This is a genomic window from Shewanella sp. SG44-2 (genome assembly GCF_014164215.1).
Taxonomy (GTDB): Bacteria; Pseudomonadota; Gammaproteobacteria; order Enterobacterales; family Shewanellaceae; genus Shewanella; species Shewanella frigidimarina.
The window spans coordinates 1-26,375 of the sequence record NZ_JACJEU010000022.1; the positions used below are offsets into that span (position 1 = coordinate 1).

General features: G+C 41.4%; 16 protein-coding genes and 1 other RNA gene. 3 read left to right on the forward strand and 14 right to left on the reverse strand.

Annotation, left to right across the window (positions count from 1 at the left end; all coding sequences use genetic code 11):
- Nucleotides 1-536: 536 nt before the first annotated feature.
- From panP to H5181_RS14940, 8 genes are all read right to left on the reverse strand, one after another.
- Nucleotides 537-2,177 (reverse strand): pyridoxal-dependent aspartate 1-decarboxylase PanP, encoded by a 1,641-nt coding sequence (panP, locus tag H5181_RS14905; protein WP_102037476.1) that lies wholly within the window; start codon nt 2,175-2,177, stop codon nt 537-539.
- Nucleotides 2,178-2,407: 230 nt separating this feature from the next.
- The gene (locus H5181_RS14910; protein ID WP_182751414.1) at nt 2,408-3,577 is read right to left on the reverse strand and encodes a glycerate kinase; all 1,170 of its coding nucleotides are present in this window, start codon (nt 3,575-3,577) and stop codon (nt 2,408-2,410) included.
- Nucleotides 3,578-3,597: 20 nt separating this feature from the next.
- Nucleotides 3,598-4,956, reverse strand: a complete 1,359-nt coding sequence (locus tag H5181_RS14915) for a GntP family permease (protein WP_011638091.1) — start codon at nt 4,954-4,956, stop codon at nt 3,598-3,600.
- 129 nt (nt 4,957-5,085) lie between these two features.
- A complete protein-coding gene (locus H5181_RS14920; RefSeq protein WP_182751415.1) occupies nt 5,086-6,243 on the reverse strand; it encodes a sugar diacid recognition domain-containing protein in 1,158 nt (385 codons plus the stop codon).
- A 369-nt stretch (nt 6,244-6,612) separates the two neighbouring features.
- The gene (locus tag H5181_RS14925; RefSeq protein ID WP_182751416.1) at nt 6,613-8,700 is read right to left on the reverse strand and encodes an MtrB/PioB family decaheme-associated outer membrane protein; all 2,088 of its coding nucleotides are present in this window, start codon (nt 8,698-8,700) and stop codon (nt 6,613-6,615) included.
- Between the two features lie 12 nt (nt 8,701-8,712).
- Nucleotides 8,713-9,702, reverse strand: coding sequence for a DmsE family decaheme c-type cytochrome (locus H5181_RS14930; RefSeq protein WP_011638088.1), 990 nt, complete (start codon nt 9,700-9,702; stop codon nt 8,713-8,715).
- Nucleotides 9,703-9,799: 97 nt separating this feature from the next.
- A complete protein-coding gene (locus tag H5181_RS14935; protein WP_102036320.1) occupies nt 9,800-11,761 on the reverse strand; it encodes an OmcA/MtrC family decaheme c-type cytochrome in 1,962 nt (653 codons plus the stop codon).
- Nucleotides 11,762-12,048: 287 nt separating this feature from the next.
- Complete coding sequence (locus H5181_RS14940; protein ID WP_182751417.1) at nt 12,049-14,223, reverse strand: OmcA/MtrC family decaheme c-type cytochrome; 2,175 nt, start codon at nt 14,221-14,223, stop codon at nt 12,049-12,051.
- Nucleotides 14,224-14,841: 618 nt separating this feature from the next.
- Here H5181_RS14940 and ffs point away from each other — a divergent pair.
- An RNA gene (ffs, locus tag H5181_RS14945) (signal recognition particle sRNA small type) lies at nt 14,842-14,938 on the forward strand.
- A 163-nt stretch (nt 14,939-15,101) separates the two neighbouring features.
- On the opposite strand, the gene H5181_RS14950 is transcribed toward ffs, so the two are convergent.
- The 6 genes from H5181_RS14950 to dinG all read right to left on the reverse strand — a co-directional run bounded on the left by H5181_RS14950 (nt 15,102) and on the right by dinG (nt 20,650).
- On the reverse strand, nt 15,102-15,404 hold the full coding sequence (locus tag H5181_RS14950; protein WP_011638085.1) for a late competence development ComFB family protein: 303 nt from the start codon (nt 15,402-15,404) through the stop codon (nt 15,102-15,104).
- Between the two features lie 98 nt (nt 15,405-15,502).
- Complete coding sequence (locus tag H5181_RS14955) at nt 15,503-16,426, reverse strand: histone deacetylase (protein ID WP_182751418.1); 924 nt, start codon at nt 16,424-16,426, stop codon at nt 15,503-15,505.
- On the reverse strand, nt 16,426-17,124 hold the full coding sequence (locus tag H5181_RS14960) for a DUF2057 domain-containing protein (RefSeq protein ID WP_182751419.1): 699 nt from the start codon (nt 17,122-17,124) through the stop codon (nt 16,426-16,428). Before H5181_RS14960 ends, H5181_RS14955 begins: the two co-directional genes overlap by 1 nt.
- 9 nt (nt 17,125-17,133) lie before the next feature.
- On the reverse strand, nt 17,134-17,796 hold the full coding sequence (locus tag H5181_RS14965) for a primosomal replication protein (RefSeq protein ID WP_011638082.1): 663 nt from the start codon (nt 17,794-17,796) through the stop codon (nt 17,134-17,136).
- Complete coding sequence (locus H5181_RS14970) at nt 17,793-18,566, reverse strand: TSUP family transporter (RefSeq protein ID WP_123882863.1); 774 nt, start codon at nt 18,564-18,566, stop codon at nt 17,793-17,795. Before H5181_RS14970 ends, H5181_RS14965 begins: the two co-directional genes overlap by 4 nt.
- Nucleotides 18,567-18,574: 8 nt before the next feature.
- Nucleotides 18,575-20,650, reverse strand: coding sequence for an ATP-dependent DNA helicase DinG (gene dinG, locus H5181_RS14975; RefSeq protein ID WP_182751420.1), 2,076 nt, complete (start codon nt 20,648-20,650; stop codon nt 18,575-18,577).
- Between the two features lie 135 nt (nt 20,651-20,785).
- Here dinG and H5181_RS14980 point away from each other — a divergent pair, with 135 nt between their 5' ends.
- Together H5181_RS14980 and H5181_RS14985 are read left to right on the forward strand one after the other, a co-directional pair.
- Nucleotides 20,786-23,164, forward strand: a complete 2,379-nt coding sequence (locus tag H5181_RS14980) for a DNA polymerase II (RefSeq protein WP_182751434.1) — start codon at nt 20,786-20,788, stop codon at nt 23,162-23,164.
- Between the two features lie 577 nt (nt 23,165-23,741).
- Complete coding sequence (locus tag H5181_RS14985; RefSeq protein ID WP_182751421.1) at nt 23,742-26,348, forward strand: TonB-dependent receptor; 2,607 nt, start codon at nt 23,742-23,744, stop codon at nt 26,346-26,348.
- Nucleotides 26,349-26,375 lie beyond the last annotated feature (27 nt).

A 26,375-nucleotide genomic window follows, 5' to 3' on the forward strand; every position in this document is an offset into this window, starting at 1 on the left:
TGTTTCAATTGATAGGCGCAGTGGTACGGATTTCATTAGGGGCGCAGCTTGACTGTTAAGCCCGTATATATGGCAGTACAACCGCTTCTAGCGGTAAATGAGTCGCATCAAAAACAATGACAAGTGTGAAGCAATAGAATAGAAAACTAAGGCCAAAAAGCTTTGGGTAAGCAGAGTATTATCTTGACTCACCGTGAGCGTCCATATATGGCCTATCGGAAGCGATAGCATTTTCGAATAAGGCCGAAGCAGTCTGCAAATGTAGGTCAAAGTTAAATCTGACCCCATGGCGACTTTTCGCAGCTCTTGTTTTATAAATAGCGAAAATGTTGCGGGGCGGCTGGGAGTTCCAAGAGGGAACAGCCGTTGGTTTCCTCTTGGTCTGGTGTGGGCGAAGCGCCACGACGTTAGTGGCCGTAGGCCATGAGTACAAAAGTACAATGAAAACACCTGGATCCCGGCTTAAAAACACTGCCGGGATGACGAGAAGGTAGCTAACAAGCTATAAACATCGAAGTTATTGATGAGTCTGTGCTCTACAACGCCAACAGCTGCGGTAAATATTCGCTGTCTAACGCTGCAATTTCGACTTGTTCGGTGAGCACATCATGTAATATTTGATGACTGGTCAACGGATTGGCCAGTACCACACGAAATACTGTCGTTGGTTGGCGTAAGTATTTTGCCGGTTTAATACGTGTGCGTGATACAAACGATTTACCTTGTTCGCGTTGATGCTTTTGAATAAATTGTGTCAGTCCATCGAGTAGTTCATTGATTGATGCAACTAAAGCGCTGTCTTGGTTGGCTAGAGCTGTAGTGAGTATGGCTTGCACCGATTTTGGTACATAGCGATAGGTCAGTAAACATAACTCCGGTGCGGTGACTAACTCAAAGTCAGCATGTTGGTCGATGATTGATCCAAAGTAACGGGCTTTTTCTAGGCTGTTATTAATGAGAATTTCATAGCCATCACGGCCAATAATCTGAAGACAAGCATGCACTAGCATTGCCATCCCTGGGCGCGAACCTTCCAGCGTTTGACTGCCTAAGTCTTTTGAACCTACCCGTAGAATATATTCAGCATGGTGTACTATGGCTTTAGCCAGTTCAGGATCTTTAAATAGCACCATACCAGCGCCCATTGGAACATACATTTGCTTATGAGCATCGATAGTGACGGAGTCAGCTAATTCGATGCCTTTCAATAAGTGGCTATATTTTTTAGATAATAAACTCGCGCCGCCCCAGGCAGCGTCGACATGAAAATGGCAATTTAGCTCGCTGGCTAACGCTGCTAATTCAGTTAAGGGATCCACATTGCCTGTTTCAGTTGTGCCAGCGATACCGACAATGGCCATCACTTTAATATTTTGTTGTGCCAGCTTTTCTGCTGCATCTCGCATGGCGGCAACATCGACTTTATGATGTTCATCTGTTGGGATGCTAATGATGTTATCTCGGCCAATACCCAGCAAGTCGGCAGTTTTACCCAAAGAGTAATGACCGCGATCTGACACTAAAATAGCAAGGTCATCATAGCCATAAAAGCGCAATGCTTTCGTCATTCCTTCGCGGGTGACGCCTTTAAAATCGCCGCGTGGTTGTAGCAGCCGGTTTCGGGCAATCCACAATGCGGTGATATTAGCAACGGTGCCACCTGAGCAAAATGCCCCGAGTGAGTGGTTAGCGCTGTGCATCCATTGATGATAGAAATCATCAGATTGCTGATACACCAAATTATGCATCATGCCTAACACTTGGCGTTCTAATGGAGTAAAGGCTTTGGATGTTTCAATTTTGACTAAATTTTGGTTTAGCCCGACCATCATTTTTGACAGTGGTAACACAAAATAAGGCAAGGCCGAGGTCATGTGTCCAATAAAACTGGGTGCTGAAGTATGGACTGAATGAGCTACTAGGTTTTGCATTATTTCGTCGGCATAATCAGAAACGAACTTGGGATCTGTCGGGATCTGATAGGCGCTAAAGTCGGTTTCAATTTCTGACAGTGGTTTTTCCAGTGCGGCGATGCTATTACCTAAAAAACCCGCGAGGTCTTGAGATAGCTTTTGCTCAATAATGCTCAACGTCGAGGTTGAATCTTCAGGGGCGGTAAAAATACGCAGTAAACTGTCTTCTGAAGCGTTTGCTTGACGGGTGATTTTCGAGGTCATTTTGCTTGCCGTAATGATGAAAACTTCATCCTGATAGCATTGACGGGTGCTTTACGATTAACGCTGCACCTTCAGGACGAAATGAGGGTGCTAACTTTACTGTATGGCTGGTTCCGCTTCAAGCATTTATCGTGTTATTACTACGGATTAGCTGCGGTTATTCAGAAGATGAAAGATGTTGATATGAATAATCCAGCACAAATGCGGTAAGGCATTTGTGCTGGATTAGATTACTTGTCTGCAAATGAAAGTGACATCATTGCCGCAATGTTGCGCGCGGTATTGGTTAGATTAACCTGAGCTTCAGACAATACTTGCTCTAAGGGCTGCAGCGCAGGAATGATAGGGAAAATAGCGTGCATACCTTCGGCTAAAATAACATCTGCATTTTCACCAAGGCATCCTGAAATGCCAATTACCCGAATATTCTGTTGTTTGGCAACATTCAATACTCCCATGGGGGTTTTACCAAATACGGTTTGACCGTCCATTCGACCTTCACCGGTGATAATGAGATCAGCATTAAGACAATGTTGTGCCAGCTTAACGCTTTTTGTGACAATATCGACCCCAGGTTTTAAGGTTGCATTTAACATTGTCATTACGCCAAACCCCATACCGCCAGCAGCACCAGCCCCAGGGTGCAATTGACAGTGTCCATCAATTGGTTGGTTAAGGTGTTGGTTAATGACATGAGCAAAATGCCCCAGAGCGAGGTCAAGTTGCTCAACCATCTCGTTTGTAGCGCCTTTTTGTGGACCAAAAATAGCACTGGCGCCTCGCGGTCCACATAACGGATTATCGACGTCGCACGCCACTTCAATCACGCACTCCTTAATGGCTGGATGGCATAATTGCATGTCGATGTAATGTAATGTGGCTAGGGCTGCACCACCCAAAGGTAATGGAGCATTAGTTATATCACTGAGTCTTACGCCTAAGGCCTGCATCATGCCAGCGCCGGCATCGTTAGTCGCACTGCCACCCAGGCCTAAAATGATGTGTCTTATGCCTCTGTCTAATGCATCGGCAATCAACTCACCAGTACCAAAACTGGTGGTTAATAATGGATTACGTTGAGCGTATGGCACCAGGTGTAAACCTGATGCCGCAGCCATTTCGATTATTGCAGTTTGGTTTCCATCCTCATCTAGTTGTCCTAACACGCCATAAAATGCGTTTACAGGTAAACCTAAAGGCCCAGTGACAGTAAGATTAATAATCTGTCCTTGGGTGGCATCGACCATCGCTTGCACAGTACCTTCGCCGCCGTCGGCCATTGGCACCTTACAATATTGCGCGTTTGGGAATACCTGCTTAAATCCATCTTCGATGGCATTAGCTACTTCAAGTGCGCTTAAGCTTTCTTTAAATGAATCTGGTGCAATAACGATTTTCATATAAGACTCTGATTAATAATTTACAGTAAAAATAAACTCAGTAGATAAACGGTAATCATCGCCGTGACACCTTGGACTAAAGTCGCCATTGTTTGAGCTCGATACGCTTGTTTGACGCTCATGCGGCTAAATTGAGTCACCACCCAGAAGAAGCTATCGTTTGCATGTGAGACTGTCATCGCACCCGCACCAATTGCCATTACAGTTAGCACTCGGCCCATTTCTGAGGCTAAACCAATATCGCCTAGTAATGGTGCCACTAACGCTGAGGTAGCGACTAATGCCACGGTAGATGAACCTTGTGCTGATTTGAGTGCGGCTGCCACGATAAATGGCATAAAAATGCCCACACCTAAAGCGGATAAACTGCTACCTAAAAATGCGCCAATCTCGGTGGCTTTTAATACCGCACCAAATGCGCCGCCAGCCCCAGTGATTAATAAAATAGGCGCTGATACCACTAAACCTTGGCTGATACGATCGCTAAACTCTTTGATTTTTTGGTTACTTTTTAATAGTGATAATGATAAAAATAAGCCGATCATTAAGGCGTTAACAGGTTGGCCCAAGAATACTAATAAATCGAATAAGCCTTGTTCACCTAGTGGTTTTGAAGGGAAGTTAGCCACCGAGCCTAAGCAGATTAAAATGATAGGCACAAAAATAGGCGCAAATGCTTTGGTAGGACTAGGTAATTCGCCATAGGTTTTCTTTAGATCATCAAAATCTTCTTGTTGTAGATTTAGTTCATCGGCGCCTTCGCCGTCAGGTTGCTCATTGGCAAAACGATTGGCCCACAACATACCGGCAAAAGCGGCAATGGCAGCAACAAACACACCGACAGCAATAACGAGTCCAAGTTGAGATTCAAGACCCAGGTTACCCGCCGCAGCAATAGGACCTGGGGTTGGCGGCACAAAGGTATGAGTTGCGTATAACCCAGTTGCTAGGGCGACGCTCATGGCAACTTGAGACACTTTCATCCGGTTTGCCATTGACTGTTTTAATGAATTTAAAATCACAAAACCTGAATCACAAAAAACAGGGATCGACACTAAGTAACCAATCATTGACATGGTTAACGTTGGGAACCGTTGACCAAACAGTTTAATCACTACATCTGCCATGGTAATGGCTGCACCACTTTTTTCGAGAATGGTACCGATAATGGTACCGAGCACAATGACTAAGCCGATATAACCTAAAATACCACCGAAACCGCCAGTGATGGTTTTGGCTATTTCATTGCTGGGTAAGCCATAGGCAAATGCGGTGAGGAACGACGCTAAAATGAGGGTTAAAAAAGGGTGGAGTTTAAATTTAGAGGTGGCGATGACGATAAAGGCTATTACGCCGAGTAAGATCAATATTAGTCCCATAGAGTACTCGTTATTTATTATTGTAGGGGTGGTTTAGTATTCATCATAGTAAACCATTACCTATAAATTACTCTGTGCGTTTGCACCAATAAACAAGCAAGCTGACGCTAAATTTGTGCGCACGCACAACTAGGTGCTGGGTTGGTGAATTAACTGGCCTAAATATAAACTCAGTAATCCATTAAAACTGCGTAGGTCAATGTTGGTAATCGTTTGAATTTTATCTAGTCGATAACGCAGTGTGTTTCGATGGATAAACAAACTGTTAGCGCAGGCTTGGATATCTCCCATGTGATCTAGATAAGCGGCAAGTGTTTTTTGTAATTGCTGGTTATTGTCGACTTCAATGAGTTTTAGGTACGGCCCGGCAAGCGCATTACCTCGCCAGTGGTGCCGCAGTCCTGATAACAGCACCTGTAAGCTGTAGTCTTGGTATAAATATTTGGTTTTTGTTGGATGTAATTTTTTGCCAATATCTAACGTTTCTTTAGCGGTGCGATAAGAGTAACTAATACCGAGTTCACCACCGAAATAATGCCCCAATGAAATATGCAGGCTAAGTTGCATATTGGCAGGTAAGCGTTTGAGCAATTTGTTGATGCGTTGATTTTCAAGCTCTGGGTCAAATTGCTTACCATCTAAAAAAGCCGGCTTTAAAATCACTAATTGAGTGAGTGATGTCATCGCAATTAAGTTATCGCGTACAGGATTCTGTAATAAATACAGTACTTGTTTTAATGCTTGATTGTCTTGTTGATATAGTGGGTTATTACTATCGAGTTCAATGATGGCTGCCACTCTCGGCACGCTTAAATCGATACCCAATTGCAATGCCCATTGTTGTAAAGAAGGTAAGTCTTGTTCATTGGCATGAATGAGTTGCGAAATAAACTCCTCTGTTTGACGATTTTGCCACTGTAATTGCTCTTGCAAGTTTGCTTGCTCGACAATCATCTCTGCTGTCATCTTAAGCAGTTCACCATAGTGGCTTAATGTGTCTGGCTCGCCAGTGATACCGATAACGCCAACCACTTGACCTTGGTAATGCAATGGTAAATTTAGCCCAGGTTTGACGCCATGTAAGTTTGAAGCGATGGCTTGGCTTATTTCAACATTGCGATTTTGGCTGATAGCTAATAGTGCGCCTTCATGTACAGTGCCAATTCGATCGGTATCGCCTGAACCTAATATCACCGCCTGAGCATTCATGACATTGATATTATGCCCAATAATTTTCATGGTTCGGTCGACAATTTTAGCAGCAATTAGCGTATCAATTTGAAACATGAATTTCTCTAGGCAATAAATATCGGTATTGAATGATACCTGATGTTGGCTAAGTATTGGGAGGAGGTTGATGCTTAAATGCATTAGAGGTTAAAAAGTAAGAGGGAGTCTTGAACAGGCAATAGGGTTGTAGGATGAACAATGTAAAATGGGGGGCAACATCCTTTTGCCCAAACTTCAATCACAAGCTATTCACCTTGTTAATGTAATGTTAAATCCGGTGTGGTTGCAAGTTTTTTATACAATAGGATGTTAGCGACTGTTTTTGTGTCCAAACGTCATTAAATCAAATGATATAAAAACGCCAACCTAGATAAGGTTGGCGTTACTTTTTTTGTGAACGGCTCCGTTATATAACGGTTAATTCACTTACAGACTATAATTTACGTTGAGCATGATCATGTGTGCAGTGTAGTCATGCTGTAAATTGCCAAAACTCATGACATTCCAAATGGTATCTGGCTCAATATCATTGGCATCATCATTATCAAGATATTTTTCCATTTTGTAGTCTATACGCAAGGCCATTTTTTCGGTGGCTTGATATTGTGCATATACATTAATGTTATGCACTTTGGCAAAATAGTCACCGTAATCGCCACTAATACCTTGTCTTACTTGGGTATTACTGTCTGAGTCTGAGTAGGTATAATCCAAACCTAAGCGCAAACGACTGTCCATTAAATTGTTGTAGCTTAAGCCTGCGCCAACAACATCGACAGTGTCTTCAATATCGGCTTGCCAAGTCGCTATACTTAAATTGGCACTGCCAGATTGAGCGGACTTGATGATTTGATGATTATAAAATGTATTAACATTCATATCGTCATTAATCATGTAGCTCAGATTAATATCGTAGTTTGTGTCTTTTGATTCAGTTAAGCCTATTTGCGTATTTGTATAGTCATCCAATGCATAGCGAACCCCAAAATCGACGTTCAAGTTATCAAGTGGACTATGGTTAAAGCGCGCCTCTATTTGAGTGCGGTCACGGTCGGCCAAATAGTATCGACGTAGCAACGGATTTTGTTCTGCAGATGACGATTCTGATGCTTTATATTCTGAACCATCTCTCTTGCTCAAACTACCTTTAAGCCACATATCCCACATGTCAAAACTATTGACCCGTAAACGTGCCCAGACGTTATTATCGTCAGTGGTTTCTCTACCTTGATTACTGCGTTCATCTCGTTTGAAATCATAACCCGCATCGAGTTTTAAACCATGATTGATTCGATAGTCAGTTGATAATTTAGCGTTATGGGTAGTGAGATCGTATGGGGTGTTGTACCGCACTTTGCCAGTAACATCGTTAATACTAATTTGGGTCCATTGTTCGATTTGGGTGTTGTTTTCTCTGTCGTTATAATCATAACTGCCAGTGAGACGCCATGCTCGGTTGAGCTTGGTCACCGCTTTAAGTGTCATGCCGGTGATATCAACTTTCGCATCTATAGAATCTGCCGGTAATGAATAACCATAACCTATGCTAGTTAATTGCTGATCTTGAGTCATTTGGCCCAAGAGCAAACGACCACTTAAGCTGGTAATGGAATCATTATATTGGCCCATTAGTGAAATAGTATGGGCCTCGTTATCTGGGTCTAGCGCCATGTAACCACGACTTTGCGCCCCAAACGTAGGGTTAAAGGCACTGTCAAAGCCAAGCTGTTGATTGTTATTGCTAAACACTGAACCATTGTAGTTTATGCTAGTAAACCAGTTATCACCACGGAGTTTAATCCCAGCGTTTAAGATGTCTGTCGTGTAATCAACAGGCTCTGCCAACATCATTGATTGGTTGAAGAAACTGCCAGAAGCAACTTTGGTTCCGGTTTTCTCTTCACGTTGAAAATTAACGTAGGTTGTGAACAGTGATTCTGTTTGATATTCAAACCCAAGACCGGCACGTTCACGTTTAAGCGACAATTCAAATGGGGTTAAACTGCTATAAAGCATTGGCATATCTGAGCTTGAACCTGCCGTTACCCAATTATCCGCTAAAGTAAGATTATCGCTGCCGATATTCTGATAAGGGCTTAATGCATTGTTGCTTTGATACGTCGCAATGGAGCGATAGCCTAGATTAAGACGATACAATCCAAGTTTACCGACATCTATTTCCATACGGCCATTGTCCATGCCGATATTATTTGCGACGACTTTTGCTTGGTAGCCATTGTTACCGCGATACTTTATATCGGCATCAATTTTGCCAGCAGTTTGATTACTGCTATTAAAGGCGTTAGCTGAGTTAATATCGTCTTCGCTGTTGTAACCAATACCGACACCGACATTTCCAGTGGTACCAGTTTCGACAGCACAAGCCTTACAATTCCAAGCATCATATTTAATGTTGTCGGTTTTAGCATTGGCTAGGCCATAACCATCAGCCATCAGGCTAAAGCTGGTACTAGTGAGTAACGCTAAGGTAATGAGGTTCAATTTAGTATTCATAATATAATCTCCTTAGCGCTGCAGTAACTTACCAGACGGATGGTTAGAACCATGCACCTGACTATGACAATTTAAGCAGCTACGACCACCAGTAAAGGCATTACCATTTACTGTTGAACCCATATCAGTGTTACCTAGATAAGCGTTGCTTGTGTGATTGTCACTCGCATGACATTGCTGACACAGTTGTGGCGCACGAGTTTTGAGCATTGCATCGTTCACAGAACCGTGTGGATTATGGCAATTGACGCAATTTTCGGTGACGGGTGCATGCTCCCACAGCTTTGGGCCGCGTTTCTCAGCGTGACATGAATAACATGTTTCATTGACGGTTGGCTGAACAAGATCTGAATCGCTCAAACTGCCATGTGGATTATGGCAGTCGCTACAGGTCATTTGATTCCATTTCATTGGATGACTGGTGCGCTTGTTCATGTCTGCTTTTTGTCTGGTGTGACAAGTGGTACATACTTCGACTTCTGTTTGCTTTGACAGTACTGGGTCATGTTCAGCATGTATGCTATGACAAGATGCACATGCCACATCGGCATTGGCGTGATGACTACTGTCCCATGCCACGCGTTTGTCGTCGAGATGACAGCTCATGCACACACTGTTTTGCTTGTCTGCAGCGAGTGTTGAAGTTGGGCCAAAGGTAATCATTGGCTCTTTACCACCACGATTATGTGAACCTAGTGGACCATGACACGCTTCGCACTGTAATCCAGCCATTGGACTTTTTGATGAATCAATTGCGCCATGAGCACCTTTGAATAAGTCCATGACCTTTTCTGATTTTTTATGACACATTAAACAAGTGTCGGCACCCTTTGGTGAGTATTTCCCCTCGGCGAATTTTTTATCGAGTGTTGCTTCAACTTCTGCCGGTGTCATGCTGGCATCCCACTTTGCCGCCTGTACATGACTCGACATAAACAGCGTCGATGCAGTAAGGCAGAGCAGGGCTAAAAATAAGGTATTTATTGAATGTGTGGTCTTCATAAGTAGACTTCCTAATTTGTCCATTTTGATGATCAACAAGTTGATTACGTAAGCCATAGCATGAGAGAGAAGCAGGGCTTCTCTCTCAATGGACAAATTAAAGCTTCACTTGTGTGTGGTTTTCAATGGTAGGTGCATGGCAGAAGAAACAGGTTTCTAACTGCGCAGCATCATTGGCTTCTTGATAGCTACCATTAACAACCGCACCTTGACTTTGTGCATGCTGCGAAATCGTGTCAAATCCATGACAAGATGCGCACGTTGCAGTGATAGGTGTTGTATAAAGGCCTTGCGACGTAGCAAGTGCACCTTTAACTTTGAATGCATCAAGATTAAAGTCGCTGTGACACTGAGTACAGTCTTTGATAATGCCTTGTTCACCATGAACACTGTGCAATTTCATTTCAATGGCACCTTGATTAGCACCAGAAGCATAAGTGCCATCTGGCGTATGACAAGCCACACAACCATCTAAACCTATGGTAACTTCACCATTAAGTTCACGAGCTAATTGTTCTGACATCACAAAACCAGCATGGTGTCCTTTATGTAACTCGAAGGTGTCGCCATGGCAATTATCACATGAACCAAAATTGACCGAGTCAGTGTGACGATAGCTAGGCGCATTACCAGAGAAAGTACCTACTGTGAATTCGGCTTTCATACTGGTAGTTGCTACGCCATCGACACAATCAATGGCTTGAATACCATCGTTACACATTTCAAGACCAATAAAGCTAAAGGCAGTATCTGTATCGCCAGCACCAAATGGCAGAGATGCAATGTTATAGACCAAGTTACCTGATTCAATGATTACATCTGCTTGTAACAGACCCGCTTTGATAAAGTCTTTACTGATTTTTGCTAAACCGCTGCCTGGGCTAGGGTTATATCCCATAATTGGGAAGTTAGGTCCGACGTTCGTAATGGTTTCAACGCGTTGAATTTTGCTGACTAAGCTTGTTGCGTCAATGGCCGTACCATTAGCATCTAAAATTGTTACCGATAGGGTCGCTGATTTGTCTTCAGCGCTTGATTTATTAGCCGTTAATGTTGCTGTCATTCCGTATAAATCGATAAATGTTTTTTTCTGAGTATACGATGTTGTGTGCAACTCTTCTGTCCAACTTGCATTATGACAAGCTATACAATTTGAATTATCGACTTGTTGCGGATGACCTTGACCCGTTTTAAAGTCAATGTCGGTATGACAACTTGAACAGGCTTCCATGGTTGGAATACGAGACCAGTTGTTCGATTCACTCAGTTGTTCTGAATTAACATGACAAGTGGTGCAATTATCTTGCACTATCGCATGCGCTGTTTCTGCACTCTTGTCTAAGTTGCGTCCATACATTTTGGCATTGTTATGAACATTATGAATTAAGTGACTGAACTCATCTTGAACCTTGCCTTTTTCAATAGCCAATTCATTGGTATGACATGATGTACAGGTTTCTAAATCAGTGTAGCTATGATAAATGCTTTCACCTTCTGCATGACAGGTATTACAAGTGGCGGTGTTAACGATGTTTTTAGTGTATTTAGCCTCGAATCCTTCACCGTCAAAATCTTCGGTAATTTCAGTACGCGGCACTCCGGTAACGCCGTCTTGCAAGGTTGATGCACTTGCAATTACATTATAACGTTGGGTTAGCTCAGGATTAAACCCTTCAACATTGACTGTGAAACTGTAATTGCCGTTACCATGGTCGGTAAAAGCTTTTTCGGAGCCAATAAATTGCCATTGGGCTGAATTACCTGCACCGCTTGCGCCAGCTGGAATGAGTTGGACGACTTTTTTAATTTCAAAGTCTTTAAGACCTGCTACAGGGAGATCTTTTTCATTGGTCGCAAATACTTCAATAGTCGGTTTGCTGTCTTGATAAGTGACTTTAGTGATATCTAAGTTTAGTGTCTTAATCGCTTCAGCAGGCTCGCCACCAGGATTACCTGGATTACCAGCTTCACCATCATCGCCTCCGCCACAACCAACCAGTGTCATTGATGCTGACATAGCAAGTAACAATGCCATTTTTGTGTATTTTTTATTCATCATATTTTCCCTGCAAAGGTCATCCATCTAACTCACTGGCAGTATGTTCTGCAATTATCTTATTCAGTTAAGTTGATGTTGGAATTAATTTTCCCAACACTAAGATTACTTTACAAACAGCAACTCGTCTTTAAAACGAACGTAATTGTGTGATGATGATCAGCCTATTAATAAAGAGGTATATAAAATACGGAGTTTAGCGGGGGAAGATTGTTCGGATAACAAAAAGACCTTAGTTAAAAACTAAGGTCTTTGATGGATAAAACGCCAAGGTTGTTTATTTGTGTAGCTTAAAAACCATGTGTTTTAGTGACGCGATCTACGGTATGACAGGTAGAACATATTTCCGATGTACGATTACGAGCATCTTCCTCACTTATTCCATCGACTATACCGCCGTTAGATTCAATATGTGACACGGTGGCATCAGTACGATACTTTTGATGACAACTTAAACATGCTCCAGTATCTGATGACATCCATACATCAGCGCCTGTTTCGATATCGCCATAACGCCATACTCTGTCAGTGGCTCTACCAAGTTGGATCCCATCAGCGGTATGACAGGTTTTACAATCGGTTTTCAACACGGTTCCAGATTCAACACCGGCATATTTGAGGTAATGACCTTCAGCGCTGTGTGCTTTAAAGGCAAAGCTGGTCGATTTTTTGCCACCAGGGTAAGTGTCATCACTCCTAAGGGTCTTATCAGCGGTATGACAGGTTTGGCAATTGACACCATTGTCATAGTGATAAACTTCTTGGTTATGGCAACCTTGACAGCTTTCTGTGTTGATAATGTTTCTACGTGTAGCAGTGGTTTGGCTAGTGTCTATTGCACTTGCAGCCATAACAAAATGGAATGGGCTACTTTTAATTTCCACTTTTTGGACATCATCAGTACTACAAGCCGTTAGTTTAACTTCCGGTCTGCCGTAACCACCATGGTTAAAACAGGCTGCAACTGCTGACCATAGCTCAAATGTTTTACCCACATAATCTGTTGGTAAGGTGATCTTATCCCAAACTAAGGTCCAGCTATTATCTGTGTTGGCGGTACCTTCACTTAATTTAATACGACGATTACTGTAACTGGCATCTTGATACGCTGGATAGTTTTTGTCGCTGTCCCACGCCATAACGATGCGGCTACCTTGGTCGATAAATTCCGCTGCAATAACATTAGCAGAAGCATCGGTAAATTTAACCGTAGTACTGAATTTCCCATCTGCAGTGACAATTACGTCACTGAATACGGCGCTCATTGCTTGTGTTTCGTTATAGGCTTTCATGACATCACCATGAGCTTCTTTTGCACTGCGACCATAGCCTTCTTCAACATGGCATGACGTACAATTTGTGCCGACACCAACATGTTGTTGAGACGCTAATTCTGTGTGACATGCAATACAAGCAGTATCACTTTTATTAGCATTAAACAGGGCGGCATCTTTGGGAGCGTTCGTGCCTTCTACGTGACATGCACTACAATCGGCAGCAGGTTTTTGCGGATACATTACGTTACCGTAATTGTGTATTCCACCACCATAGCCAATCACTTTATAAGGTGCGGCAACATTGCCGTCAGCAGTGCTGGTTACGCGCTCTTGGCCTTTATGAATGGCATGGATCATGTAGGTAAAATCAACACTGTTACCCGTTTCAGGATCACCAGATGTTGCGGTATGACATGATGCACAGTTTTCAAGATCGATTCGACGACCGCCGTGCAATGCTAAGCTTTCTGGTTGGTGGCAGGTATAACAAGCATTGATCGAGACGACGTCGCGCGTTGCAATATCTTCGGTTAAGCCAGTTGAAGGTTGAAAATCGTAATGAGCATTGGCTGTGATTAATGGCTGTTTTAATTCCAATGTAATGCGCTGGGTGTCATCGGCTTGATAAGTGATGCTTAACGGCTCTGTGACTTGAGCAATATTGGTTTGAAAGGTGTACGAGTATGAACCATCTAGATTATCGACTAAGCAGTCAGCACATTTTGATGCAGCCTCAACTTCAGCCTGAAATTGTGCAGAAGGAGCGATATTGGTTTCACCATCAGGGATCCAACTTGCATTAGGTTGTTTTGTTGTATTGATATAAGACTGCCATTGATAACCACGATCTACTTCAACTGTAGCGCCATCAGTTCCGACCATTTCGGTAACTGGGGTTAATTGCGCAATACCAAAACGAAGGTCATGATCTTTTGTTAGTCCCAATACCGCAACACCATTGGCATTTTTAAGGATAAAGCCAACACTGACTTTTCCGTCGACTACGGTTGCATCGGTAAAGGTCGCTTTTAGGGTTGATGTCGCATCTATGTTTACACCAATAATACCATCTGGCCCATCTTCGCCATTGGTACCATCACTGCCTCCACAACCCGATAATGCTAGAGCAATAAGCCCTGCACTCAATACCGCTTTTGCAGCGGGACTAACTGTTATTGTATTCATCATGTATTCCCTGCATTTTTTTGTTATCTCGCATTCACAACTGGTTATAAGTGTGCGGATTTTATTCAAATCTAATGTTAGCTAACCTTGGCCACTTACTCATTGAATTATGTCTAGAGTTGTGACTAAGATCTGACTATTCCTTTATGGGTAACGTTGCTTGATGAAGATCTGCCTGTATTACTGGGATAAATAGGACAGTTCCAAGATGTTAATACTGTTATTAGCATATTCTCGAATACGACATGTGATGTTAACTTGCACCAGCATTTGTGCTCGATGTTATAAACGATTATCTAAAGGCTGTTTTCTATTTCATCTGGCTATGTATTTATTTTCAATAGATTAATGATTCACGTCTGAGTTTGTATTATTGACAACATAAATAGTGTGTTTGGAATACATTACTTGTGAATAGTTCGATTTATGTTGATTAACCTATCTGTTATCCCACCCCTTATCCCATCAAGTATTCCCCGTTAAGGTTAAGTATTGCGCAGTTAGGTAGAGGATTGAAAACTTATTAAGATAAAGGCTTGATCCAGCCAATGGGTTAGGGGATAATCGCCCCGTTCTGACACATAAGCTTTGTATTTTATGATTCAGAAGTCAATGGTGACCCTAGGGTCCCCCCGCAACGATAACTTGTGAACTCGGCCAGGCCTGGAAGGGAGCAACCGCAGCAAGTGACTCGTGTGCCGGGGTGTGGCTCTAGGGGAACCTCCAATATTCCCCGTATGATTTCACCGTATTAATTCAAAACTCAAATCAAAACACATCCATGTTATATGAATGAACTATTCATTAAATGAACATAGCTAATACTGATTTAACATATATTCATTCAATATCCCGTAAAATATCAGCTAATGCTGATTAAATTACTGTTGTTGTTCGGCTGCGAGCTCAGCTTCTTCCTTTAAGCGTTTTTGCAAGTTTGCTTTGAGGAATTGCCTTGAACGTTCAAGTGCTTCACTGATCTCAGTTTTCATCTGTTTTAATTCTTGATAATTTTCGAAAAAATACGTGTCAACTAAATGGCGAATGTACCTGACGGGTAACTGATTCAATGTGACGCAGCATAAATCCGCTAAGTATTCTTCTGGCAATTCTTCCATTAAGCCTTCATCTCGCAGCATTTCCATTAATAGAACTTCATAATAGTTTCGGATCTCTAATTGCATTATTACGCTCCATTGAGACAGTTTAGTTTATCGACATCAGCTTAAATGCCGAGATGGTTGTTTAATTTAGTGGTGCATTATTGTTGGTTTTGTATTGCCTAATACTGTGATGCCCATAATTCATTGGCCGCAACTAACAATTGGCTATGTCGGATTGTTAATTCTGCTTCACTACGACTATAGCCTCCCCCTATTACTGCTGCAAGTGGGATGCCATGCATTTTTGCTATCGATATTACCTGTTTATCTCTAGCGAGAATACCTAGATTCGAAATGGCGAAATATCCAAGGTCATCATGTTGATGAATGTCGACCCCTGCGTCATAGATGATCAGATCTGGCTGATGGATGCGAATCAGGTAAGGTAATATTTGTTGTATATGTTCAAGATATTGTTTGTCGGTACAACCTTTATCCAGAGCAATATCGTGATCAGATTGTTGCTTTCGGGATGGGAAATTTTGCGCACAGTGGATAGAGCAGTTAATGATGTCTGGGTTGCCTTGGGTGAGTGTCGCTGTTCCATCACCTTGATGAACATCACAATCAAAAATAAGTACTTTGTCTGCTCTTCCTGAGTCAATGGCTGATCTCGCTGCGATGACCAAGTCATTAAAAATGCAAAAACCACTGCCAAAATCATAGTGTGCATGATGATAACCACCAGTTAAATGAACCGCGATTCCATGGTCAAGCGCCAATTCAGCGCACAAACGGGTGCCATTTACAGCGTGTAAAGTGCGGGTAACTAACTCTTGGCTCCATGGAAAACCAATACGTCTTTGGGCTTTATGGTCTAAGGCACCATTGATAAATTGCTCGACATATTGCGGGCAATGCACTGTATAGAGCATATCTTTCGATATCGGTGTAGGCGTATGGCGATATTGCTCAAACAATAATTGTTGTTTGAGCGCGTGCTGGTATAAATTGTGATATTTAGTGGTTGGAAAACGATGGGTGCTAGGTAACGCCAGCTGTGAATAGCTGGCGTGGTAAACAAAAGGGATCGATAGAGACATTACAGTTGTTTTATTGCCCAGCCCATAAATTCTTTACGGGTTTTGTCATCGGCTTGTAACCACCAATATTGGAGCATTTGTTCTGCTTGTGCTGGAGTCGGCTTTTGAGCCGTTGCTGCTGGCACAGTTGCGATAATAGGTGCACTCATCGTAGCAGATTCAATATCTGATTTGACTGCTAATGCTTGTATCGGTTGACTGCTGTCACCCGTAGCTGAAGCTGATAAGGTTTCAATATCATGCTGATTTTTATTGTTAAACAGACTAGTTATAAATGAGTTCTCAGTAAAATTAGTTTGTTCTACATTGTAAGTTACCGCAGCATTATCTTGGCGTTTAATGCTGATTTGTGGTTTTTTTGCGAATGCTTTTGGATTCTTAATGATGTCGCCATCAGCGGGTTGTAATAGATATTGATGATCGCCATCAACCGTTAACGTCACAATTAAAGGCGTTGATTTTACAAAAGATTGACTGTCACTAAAGGAATCATCAATCACATCATGATAACGAACAGCAATTTTATGGACACCATTGGTTAACGCTAAATCTGATTGATGGCTGAACATACTGGTTTCAACTTCTGCACCATCAAGTGCTAGGTACTCAAATGACATTGGAATGGTTAAATTAGCTGCTAATACTGACGATGATGTTAAAAATGCCAAAAGCGCACTTGTGGTAAATAAAGATTTCATTGTTGCTCCTTAACGTGGGTAACTTTGGCGAGGTCGTTCAAAAAGTTGAATACGCTCTTCAATATAACTGGTTGCTTGTTTACACTTTCCTAACCGACGGTGCATAGAAAGAATATCATTTTGCAGTTTTATTTTGTCATCACTATGACAGAATTCAAGAGATGCTTCCATTTGTTGTATTTTTTGCTCTATTTTTTTTGCCCAATTTAAATGTTTATTGAGTTCAGCGTAGAGTTGATGGCTGTTTTGCATCACATTGCTGGCTATCCAACCAAATCCACTGTCTTGTATTGCTTGTTGTTGTTTTTTTGCATATCGGGCACGGTTACTGGCTTTGCGCTGTTGTTCAGATTTAAGATTGATGTGAGTGGTCAGTAATGCTCTGCGTAACGCACTAAATCGGTCTTGAATACGATCACAACTGAGTTGGATAACATTACCACCCAACTTAAGATAAAGCTGTTTTTCGAGTTGTTTAATGTCTTGACGTAACTGGGTGATACAAGGGCTAAGTTGGGCTCCTTGTTGGGCAAATAGTTGACTGTTAAAGCGTTCGATTTCTTGTAAAGACTGCCGTTGTGAAGGCGCTAAATTCTGGTCGTGTATTAATGCGTCTTGTTCAAGTTTCGCGAGCTGTTGTTTTAACATCGAGACCAATTGTTGGGTGTTCATGCCCATGCACTCCACGTAAGATGGACTGCTATCGACAATACCATAATAATGAATATTGGCTTAATAAAAGGTATCCCAAATCTAATTGCACTTTTTGCACCAATAAATGAACCTGCCATCATGCATATTCCCATCCATAAGCCGAGTATCCATTGCACTTGTCCCATTGATGCAAAGATAATGAGCGCTGTGATATTACTCACCGCGGTCATCACTCGAGCTAATCCACAGCTGTGTAATAGAGGCAGTTTATGCAGCGAGATAGACGATACTGTCCAAAAAGCACCAATTCCTGGCCCTGCAAATCCATCGTATCCGCCCAAAATAAAACCTTGGCTAATCTGCTTGTATTTGGGTGAGCGATATTTTGGAGCGATAGTATTTTTGTCCCCCATCGCTTTGGGGCTAAATAAGGTATAAATCGCAATGCTAATGATCAGTAGTGGTAGTATTTTGTCTAGCCATAGTGGGTCAATTAGAAATACTAAACCACAACCTGCAATAGACCCTACCAGAGTGGCAAAAAAACATGCTTTCCATAATGCAGGGTTAAATAGATGTTGTTTATAAAAAGTATAGCTCGATGTAAGAGAACCAAAACATGCTGCTAACTTATTGGTTCCTAGTGCTAAATGTGGTGGGATCCCAACCGTTAGTAATGCTGGAATAGACAGAAGTCCACCACCGCCAACAATGGCATCAATAAAACCAGCAAGTATACCGATGACCGCTAATATAGCCCAATGGCTAGGGTCTAATAATAAATCCAACTCAATACCTATTCAATAACACGTCTAAAAGGAGGAAGGGCATCAATTAATGATTTGCCATAACGTTTAGTGACCAAACGACGGTCTAAAATGGTCACTCGACCATAATCTTGCTCTTTTCGTAACAGTCGACCACAACTTTGGACTAATTTACGTGAAGCGTCAGGAATTGTCAGCTGTAAAAAAGGATTACCGCCTTTTACTTTTAAGTATTCTGCGTGAGCTTGTTCTACTGGTGAGGTTGGGACGGCAAACGGCAGTTTGGTTATGATTAGGTTTGTTAAGTAATCACCCGGTAAATCAAGCCCCTCAGAAAAACTGCCAGTACCGAAAATGACACTGGGTAGACAGTCATCACAGCGTTTTTTGTGTTGTTCTAATATCTGTTGACGCGGAATAGCGCCTTGAACAAAAAGCTGATCTTTAGGGATTTTACCTTCAACTAGCTCAACCACTTTATCCATTTGCCAATATGAAGCAAACAGCACTAATGTGGCCATTTCACCATCGATGAGTGTCACAATATGTTGTGCTAGTTCGGTGGTGTAATTATCGTCAGTAGGTTCGCACACCATTTGAGGTATAAATAAAGTCGCATTATTTTCGTAATCGAAAGGGGATAATAACGCTAAAAATCGGCTGCCATCATTCATTGACAGTCCTACTTGATGAGCAAAATGGTTGAAGCTGTTTAAGGCTCGAAGCGTTGCGCTGCACAACACCACTCCAGCGGCTTTTTGCCATAACATAGATTCAAGCATAAAACCGACTTCTATAGGTGATGAACAAAATAAATAATCTTGTTGTTTACCAGTAATTAATTCAGCCCAACGTGCCATTGGCGCGCCTTTTTTACTGTCTTCTTTAGCCATCATCTTCCACAACTTATGTAAATTATCCAGCCGTTGTAAAATGAATCCAGTTTCTGATAACAACCCTTCCGACTGATGTTTAGGCACTTCACCATCTTTTATTGCTTCAGTTAATACTGATACCACTTTGTTAAATTGCTTTACCGCTGAACCTGATGCTGTGGCAAGATTTTCTGCCTGTATTAATAATGATTGAGGCAATTGGCCATGTTCAAAACGAAGTCTGGATTCAGGGTTAGCGAATAACTGCGGTTGGGTATCACAGAAATGAGCAACCTGAGTCAGTAAATTGGTTAACTCTGTGGTGTGATCAAGCATTGCTTGTACAGGGGCAATGATATGAGTGGTTTTTAGTTGATTTTGTAACTTAGAACAGGTCTTCGATGCTTTTTCTAACCAATCGCATGCTCCACGAAGTGTGGCTTGAGCACTGGAGAAATCTCTGGCGACAATAGGTAAGTGATGAGCTTCGTCGATAACATAAAACATGTCTTCTGGTTCTGGTAAAATGACGCCGCCGCCAAGTTCTAAATCGGCAAATAGCAGACTGTGGTTAACAATGAGTACATCCCAAGTGTCGACATCTTCACGGGCTTTATGAAACGGGCAATTATGGTGCGCCGATACTTGACGATGACAGCTGTGCTTATCACAGCAAATTTGCTGCCACAAAAAATCAGGGATAGGGTGCTTTAAGGTATCAATTTCACCATTCCAGCGTTTTTGATGAAAATCTTGATGCAATTTTTGTAATTCGTTAATTTGACTTTGGTCGGGTTTAGTTTGCCACATGGCTATTTGCGAGCTGTCTTGTGCCCCGATCATGGCTTCAAGCTTGGCTAAACATACGTAGCGCTGACGACCTTTTACCAAACCAAATTTAAACTCAATACCTGATTGTTGTAAAAAATGAGGTAGATCTTTATGGAGTAATTGTTCTTGAAGTGCCACGGTTGCAGTAGCAATACAGACTTTCTTTTTACTCGAGATGGCTAAAGGGATTGCACCTAAGATATAAGACAAGGATTTACCAATACCGGTACCTGCTTCAACCACAATGATACGCCGGTCTTTGTCATACTCACCCGCTAAGGTTTTGGATATTTCAGCTACCATATAGTTTTGTTCGCGACGAGAACGAAATTGCGGCATAGAGGCTGCAATTTCTTTGTAAATGGTGCGAATTTGACTTTTTATGTTATCCGGTAGCATAGGAAGTATGATTTCTACATAGACTGAATTATGCTGTACATAATAACAGTGAATTAGCATGCCACGAAGTAATAAATCAAATTGAGTAAACTTGTGCAGGAATTCAAACCCGTTGTGAAGCCAACAGATTATCCAATGACTAATACCCATGTGAAGGGACGAGTATTAACTCGCCATGCTATTTATCGGCATGGACAATTAGTCCTTCAATATTATATCAAAACCGCTGAAGGACCTGTATTAGCTGAACTATATCACAGTGAAGTGATCTGTTTCTGTCGTCAGCAAGATGTGGATCAATTAAGTCAAAAAGTCGGCTTTGCTCTTAAGGCTGAGACAATATCATTGCTGAGTTTTGCACATGAACCTATCAGTGCGCTGTATCTTAAATCAAATACTCAATTGAAATTACTTGGTCGTATTGCAAGTGATATCGGTATTACCTTATTTGAAGCCGATATTAGGCCTGAGCAACGCTACCTAATTGAACGGTTTATCGCCTTAGATATTGAATGCTCAGGGCATTATCAAGAGCGTAATCCAACTTCAACTATTCCTTTGTTATCGATTAATCGGGCTAGAAAAATGCCCAGCAACGAACTAGTCGATATCCCATTAAAAATGGTTTCACTGGATTTTGAGTGTAGTTTTACTGGGGAACTTTATTCGGTTGGCTTATATGGTGCCGATTATCAATGTGTGTTTATGGTGGGCGAACCGCAAGCAGAATGTCATGATTTTATCGTTTGGGTAAAAAATGAGATTGAACTGATACATCGTTTAATAGCGTGGTTTAGCGACTATGATCCCGATATTATTATCGGTTGGGCTGTAGTGACTTTTGATTTAGCCTTGTTGTTCAAACGCTGTGTTTTACATCAAATTCCTTTATTAATTGGTAGAGGGCATACCGAACTGAGCTGGAAAGTTGCCGACAAATATCGGCCTGAAACACTCTCTTTACCTGGGCGCGTGGTGTTGGATGGTATTGATTGGCTTAAAGCGGCATTTTATCAGTTTGATAGTTTTTCGTTAGAGTCTGTATCACGGCAATTATTATCTGAAGGTAAAGCAATTGATCATGTTGAAAATCGTGGCCAAGAAATTACCCATTTATTTGAACAAGATAAAAATGCATTGGCTTTTTATAATATTACAGACTGCCGGCTAGTGTGGGATATTTTTGAAAAAACACAGTTGTTAGATTTTGCTATTGAACGCGCTAAGTTAACGGGTTTGGAGTTCGGCCGAGTGGGTGCATCGATTGCGGCATTTTATCATTTGTATCTGCCTCACTTACATCGAAGTGGTTTTGTAGCACCTGCACAACCCGCTAGCCAAGGCTTAGAAAGCCCTGGTGGATATGTTATGTCCTCTATACCGGGTTATTATAAAGACGTTTTAGTATTAGATTTTAAAAGTCTATATCCGTCGATTATTAGAACATTCCTTATCGATCCTAAAGGCTTAGTTGAAGGGCTTTACGCTAGTGAAGTAAAAGGTGATGCAACGACAGTGGCTGGATATTTAGGTGCTCAATTTAGTCGGAAATCGCCTATTTTACCTGCATTAGTTGCCAGCCTTGCAGAGCAAAGAGAACTGGCCAAACGAGACAGAAATGCGCCGTTATCACAAGCGATAAAAATTATTATGAACTCATTGTATGGCGTACTAGGCTCACGAGGTTGTGTATTTCATGACGCTAAGTTAGCCAGTTCGATTACCATGCGCGGTCATCAAATTATGAAACTCACAAAGCAATGGATAGAAGAGTGCGGTTATCAAGTGATTTACGGTGATACCGACTCAACCTTTGTCTGGTTAGGGGATAATCATGGGATTAAAGATATCCAAGCGGTTGGTAAACACTTATCAGTATCAATCACCCAACGTTGGCTTGAATGGTGTGTAGAAGAATATCAATTAGACAGTTATCTTGAGTTGGAATTTGAAACCCATTTTGAACAATTTATTATGCCTACTTTAAGAGGCTCGGATGAAGGCAGTAAAAAGCGTTATGTCGGCGCGATGTCAAATGATCAGCATCAATTAACTCTGACTTTTAAAGGTATGGAGCAGGTGAGAAGTGATTGGAGCCCTATTGCAAGAAGGATGCAGTACCATTTATATGAATTATTTTTCAAGGGCGAGGATGTCATTGATTTTTTGAGTAATGAGCTCGCGGCAATTAAGTGGGGTGCTCGAGACAATGAACTTATCTTTAAAAAGCGATTAAGACGCAATGTTGAAGATTATACCGCAAAGTCGTCACCCCATGTTAAAGCCGCGAAACAGCTTGCCGAACTACTCGGAGACGTAAGCGTTACCCGTAAGGGACAACAGATACGATATATAATGACGCTCACTGGTGCACAAACCATAGAAGCAAAACCACAAAATATTGATTATGAATACTATATTTGTAAACAAATCAAACCCATAGCTGAGCCCATTCTACAACTGTGTGGTCATAGCTTTGACTCACTAGTAAATAATCAACTCCTATTGCTTTAAATTAACTCACTAAACCTTCAACTTTAAGTTTTCCAATGTCAACTAACATAAATGGTGTTTTATTCGTATCTTTCCTTAATTAAGTCAGTAAAGACATCAAGCATGGTTTGATGAAGCACAAATCTGACTCACTCTATCAACGAAGATTTATCTAGACGATTAATGTTAAGCAATTGCTTACATAGCCTTATTTATCGTCACTTAACATTTTTATGTTTACTAGAAGTGATAAAAAAGTACCTTCTTAAGGGAAATCGCTATTTTAAACAGACAGTTAACTTTTTTCTTTAGGATTAATATGTAATTTTTGCAATAACCAAATAAATTTAACTTATTGTTTATAATAATAAAAAAAACACCCCGTTCATATTTATTAACAGTTTAACTTGTTACATTTGATTAACTTTTGCGCTTACGACCTCTCGAATGTTGATTAGTTGTTTCAAATGTGATTTTATTGCAACTGTAGTTGAGAGGTTGTGATTGTTTTTTGTTGCATCCCCTCATTGAACTAACACCTAAAAAGGTAGTTAGCATTAATTATAAGAAAGACATAAAAAGTCCAGGGAGATAGACAATGCATAAGAACGTATTAGCTAAGTCGGTGCGCTTAGCACTGATCAGTGGTGCAGCAGCAGCCGCATTTGCTTCGCCAGCAGTTTTTGCTGCTGATGAAGATGGCGCAAAAGTAGAGCGTATTGAGGTTACCGGTTCGCGTATTAAGCGTTCTGACCTTGAAGGTGCTTCACCAATAACGACCATTACAACTGAAGATATGAAGATGGAAGGTAACTTTACAGTTGCTGACGCACTTCGTAACAGTAACTTGAACTCTTTCGGTTCATTCTCTGAGCGTTCAGGTAGTTCTGCACAATCTCAAGCAACTATTAACCTACGTGGTGCAGGCTCAAGCCGTACTCTAGTACTTATTGACGGTAAGCGTTTCCCAGGTTCACCAACGCTAGGTGGTGCATCTGCTAACTTGAACGCTATTCCAATGGCTGCAGTTGAACGTATCGAAATTCTAACTGATGGTGCATCTTCAACTTATGGTTCTGATGCGATTGCTGGTGTTGTTAACATCATCATGAAAAAGAACTATCAAGGTATTGAGTTCAATGTCGGTGGTGGTTCACGTGACCGTGACGGCGGCTTAACGAGTAAAGAATTCTCGGTTGTTGCTGGCTATCAAATGGATAAAGGTAACATTACTTTTGCATTTGATCATCAAGACCGAAAAGGCATTTCTGATGCAGACCGTGACTTTACTGCACCATGGATGGAAGACTTAAATGGTGATGGCGTTATTCAAGCATATTCTGAGACTGATGGCTGGAGTTATTATGGCGCAAGCGTAAAAGGTCCTGATGGCATTTATCAGCCATCTCCGCTTTGTGGTGATTTAGCTGCTGAATATGGTGACAATGTATTTAAACAAGTACGTGGTGATGATCAATTTGGTGCTGGTTCAGATTTGTGTATGTATGCATATGGTAATGTGTCATATAACAAAGCCTCTACAGATCGCAATACGGTATATGTTGATGCTAACTATGAAATCGCTGAAGACTTAGAATGGTTTGGCCGAGTAATGGTTACACAAAGTAATTCATTTGGTCGTTATGCACCTCCTGCAGCGCCGTGGAATAACATGGCAGCAGATAACCCAAACAATCCATTTGATGTAGAAGCAAAAGGTTATTTCCGTTGGGTTGGTATCGGTACTCGTGATGGGAACGTAGATGATTACAACCAAGATTACCTAACTGGTTTACGTGGTACAATCAGTGCGCTTAATGATGCCGAGTGGGAAGTTTACTACCACCACAACATTGCCGATAACAAGTCTATCGGTGAGTATTACTTAAGTTATTCAGGTCTTGCTTATAACGAAGCAAATGGTATTGACTTAGGCTCTGAAGCTGGTGTCAATAACATGAAAGCCACAACCTTAACTCAAGGTAGTGCGATATTTGATCAATATAACGCTGGTATTGGTTTTGATGCGTTTGAATTACCAGGTGGTTCTGTAGCTCATTATGTAGGTTTAGAATATTTTGACCAACAGTATAGTGAAGTGTATGACGCACAGTCAGAAGCTGGTTTAATCGGTGGTAGTGCTGGTAACTCTGCAGCAGGCGATCGTCAAGTATGGGCAATGTTTTACGAAGCGGTATTACCGATAACAGATGACATTGAATTAAACTTAGCGGCTCGTTACGATGATTACAGTGACTTTGGTGATAATATCGCACCTAAAGCAGCTATACGCTGGCAAGCACTTGAAAATGTTGTTGTACGTGCATCATATTCAGAAGCTTTCCGTGCTCCAGCATTGGATCAACTATTTGCAGCAACTACATACAGTGCTGCTGATGGTATCGATAAGCCATATTGTCAATCAACAGATACACCTTGTTCTGAAAGACAGTTTGATACATATATTAGTGCAAACAAAGAACTTGGCCCAGAAACGTCGCAATATGTTAACTTCGGTGTAGCATGGGATATCGTTGATGATATCGGCTTAAAAGTTGATTATTTTAACCTTAATATTGACGATGTAATTGCTCAACGCTCAATTACTAGCGTTATGACTGGTATTTATGAAGGTTCGTTGGCTCCTAGTAATACATTCTATGTAAAACGTGATCCTGCATCTGCTGGACAAAGTATCGGCCCTGCATATGAAGTCGGTACTGGTTATAGCAATGCTAATACCTTAGAAATTTCTGGTGTCGATGTTGCCTTAAACGCAAAATTTGAAACTAATATTGGTGACATAGGCTTTAATTGGACAAATAGTTTTGTTCTTGATTATACCGAAGAAGTTGACGGTGGTGCTGATTCGCGTGATACATCAGGTTGGAACGGTCAGCCAGATTACAAGTCTGTATTCACAACTAATTACCGCATGGGTGATCATAGTTTATCTTGGAACATGAATTACACTTCATCTACATTCTATTTTGAAGATGATGCAGAACAAGGTAAATTGGATTCATGGTTAATTCATAACATTAGTTATGTTTATGATGCTGGTAATTATGGTTCAATTTTATTAGGTATCAACAACCTAACTGATGAAGATCCTGTTCTTTCTCCAGATGGAAAGTTTGAGAACGCTGATCTATATAACAACTACGGTCGTGAGTATCGTGCAAGTTATACTCTTAAGTTCTAAATACTAATTAGTCATTAATTAGATATA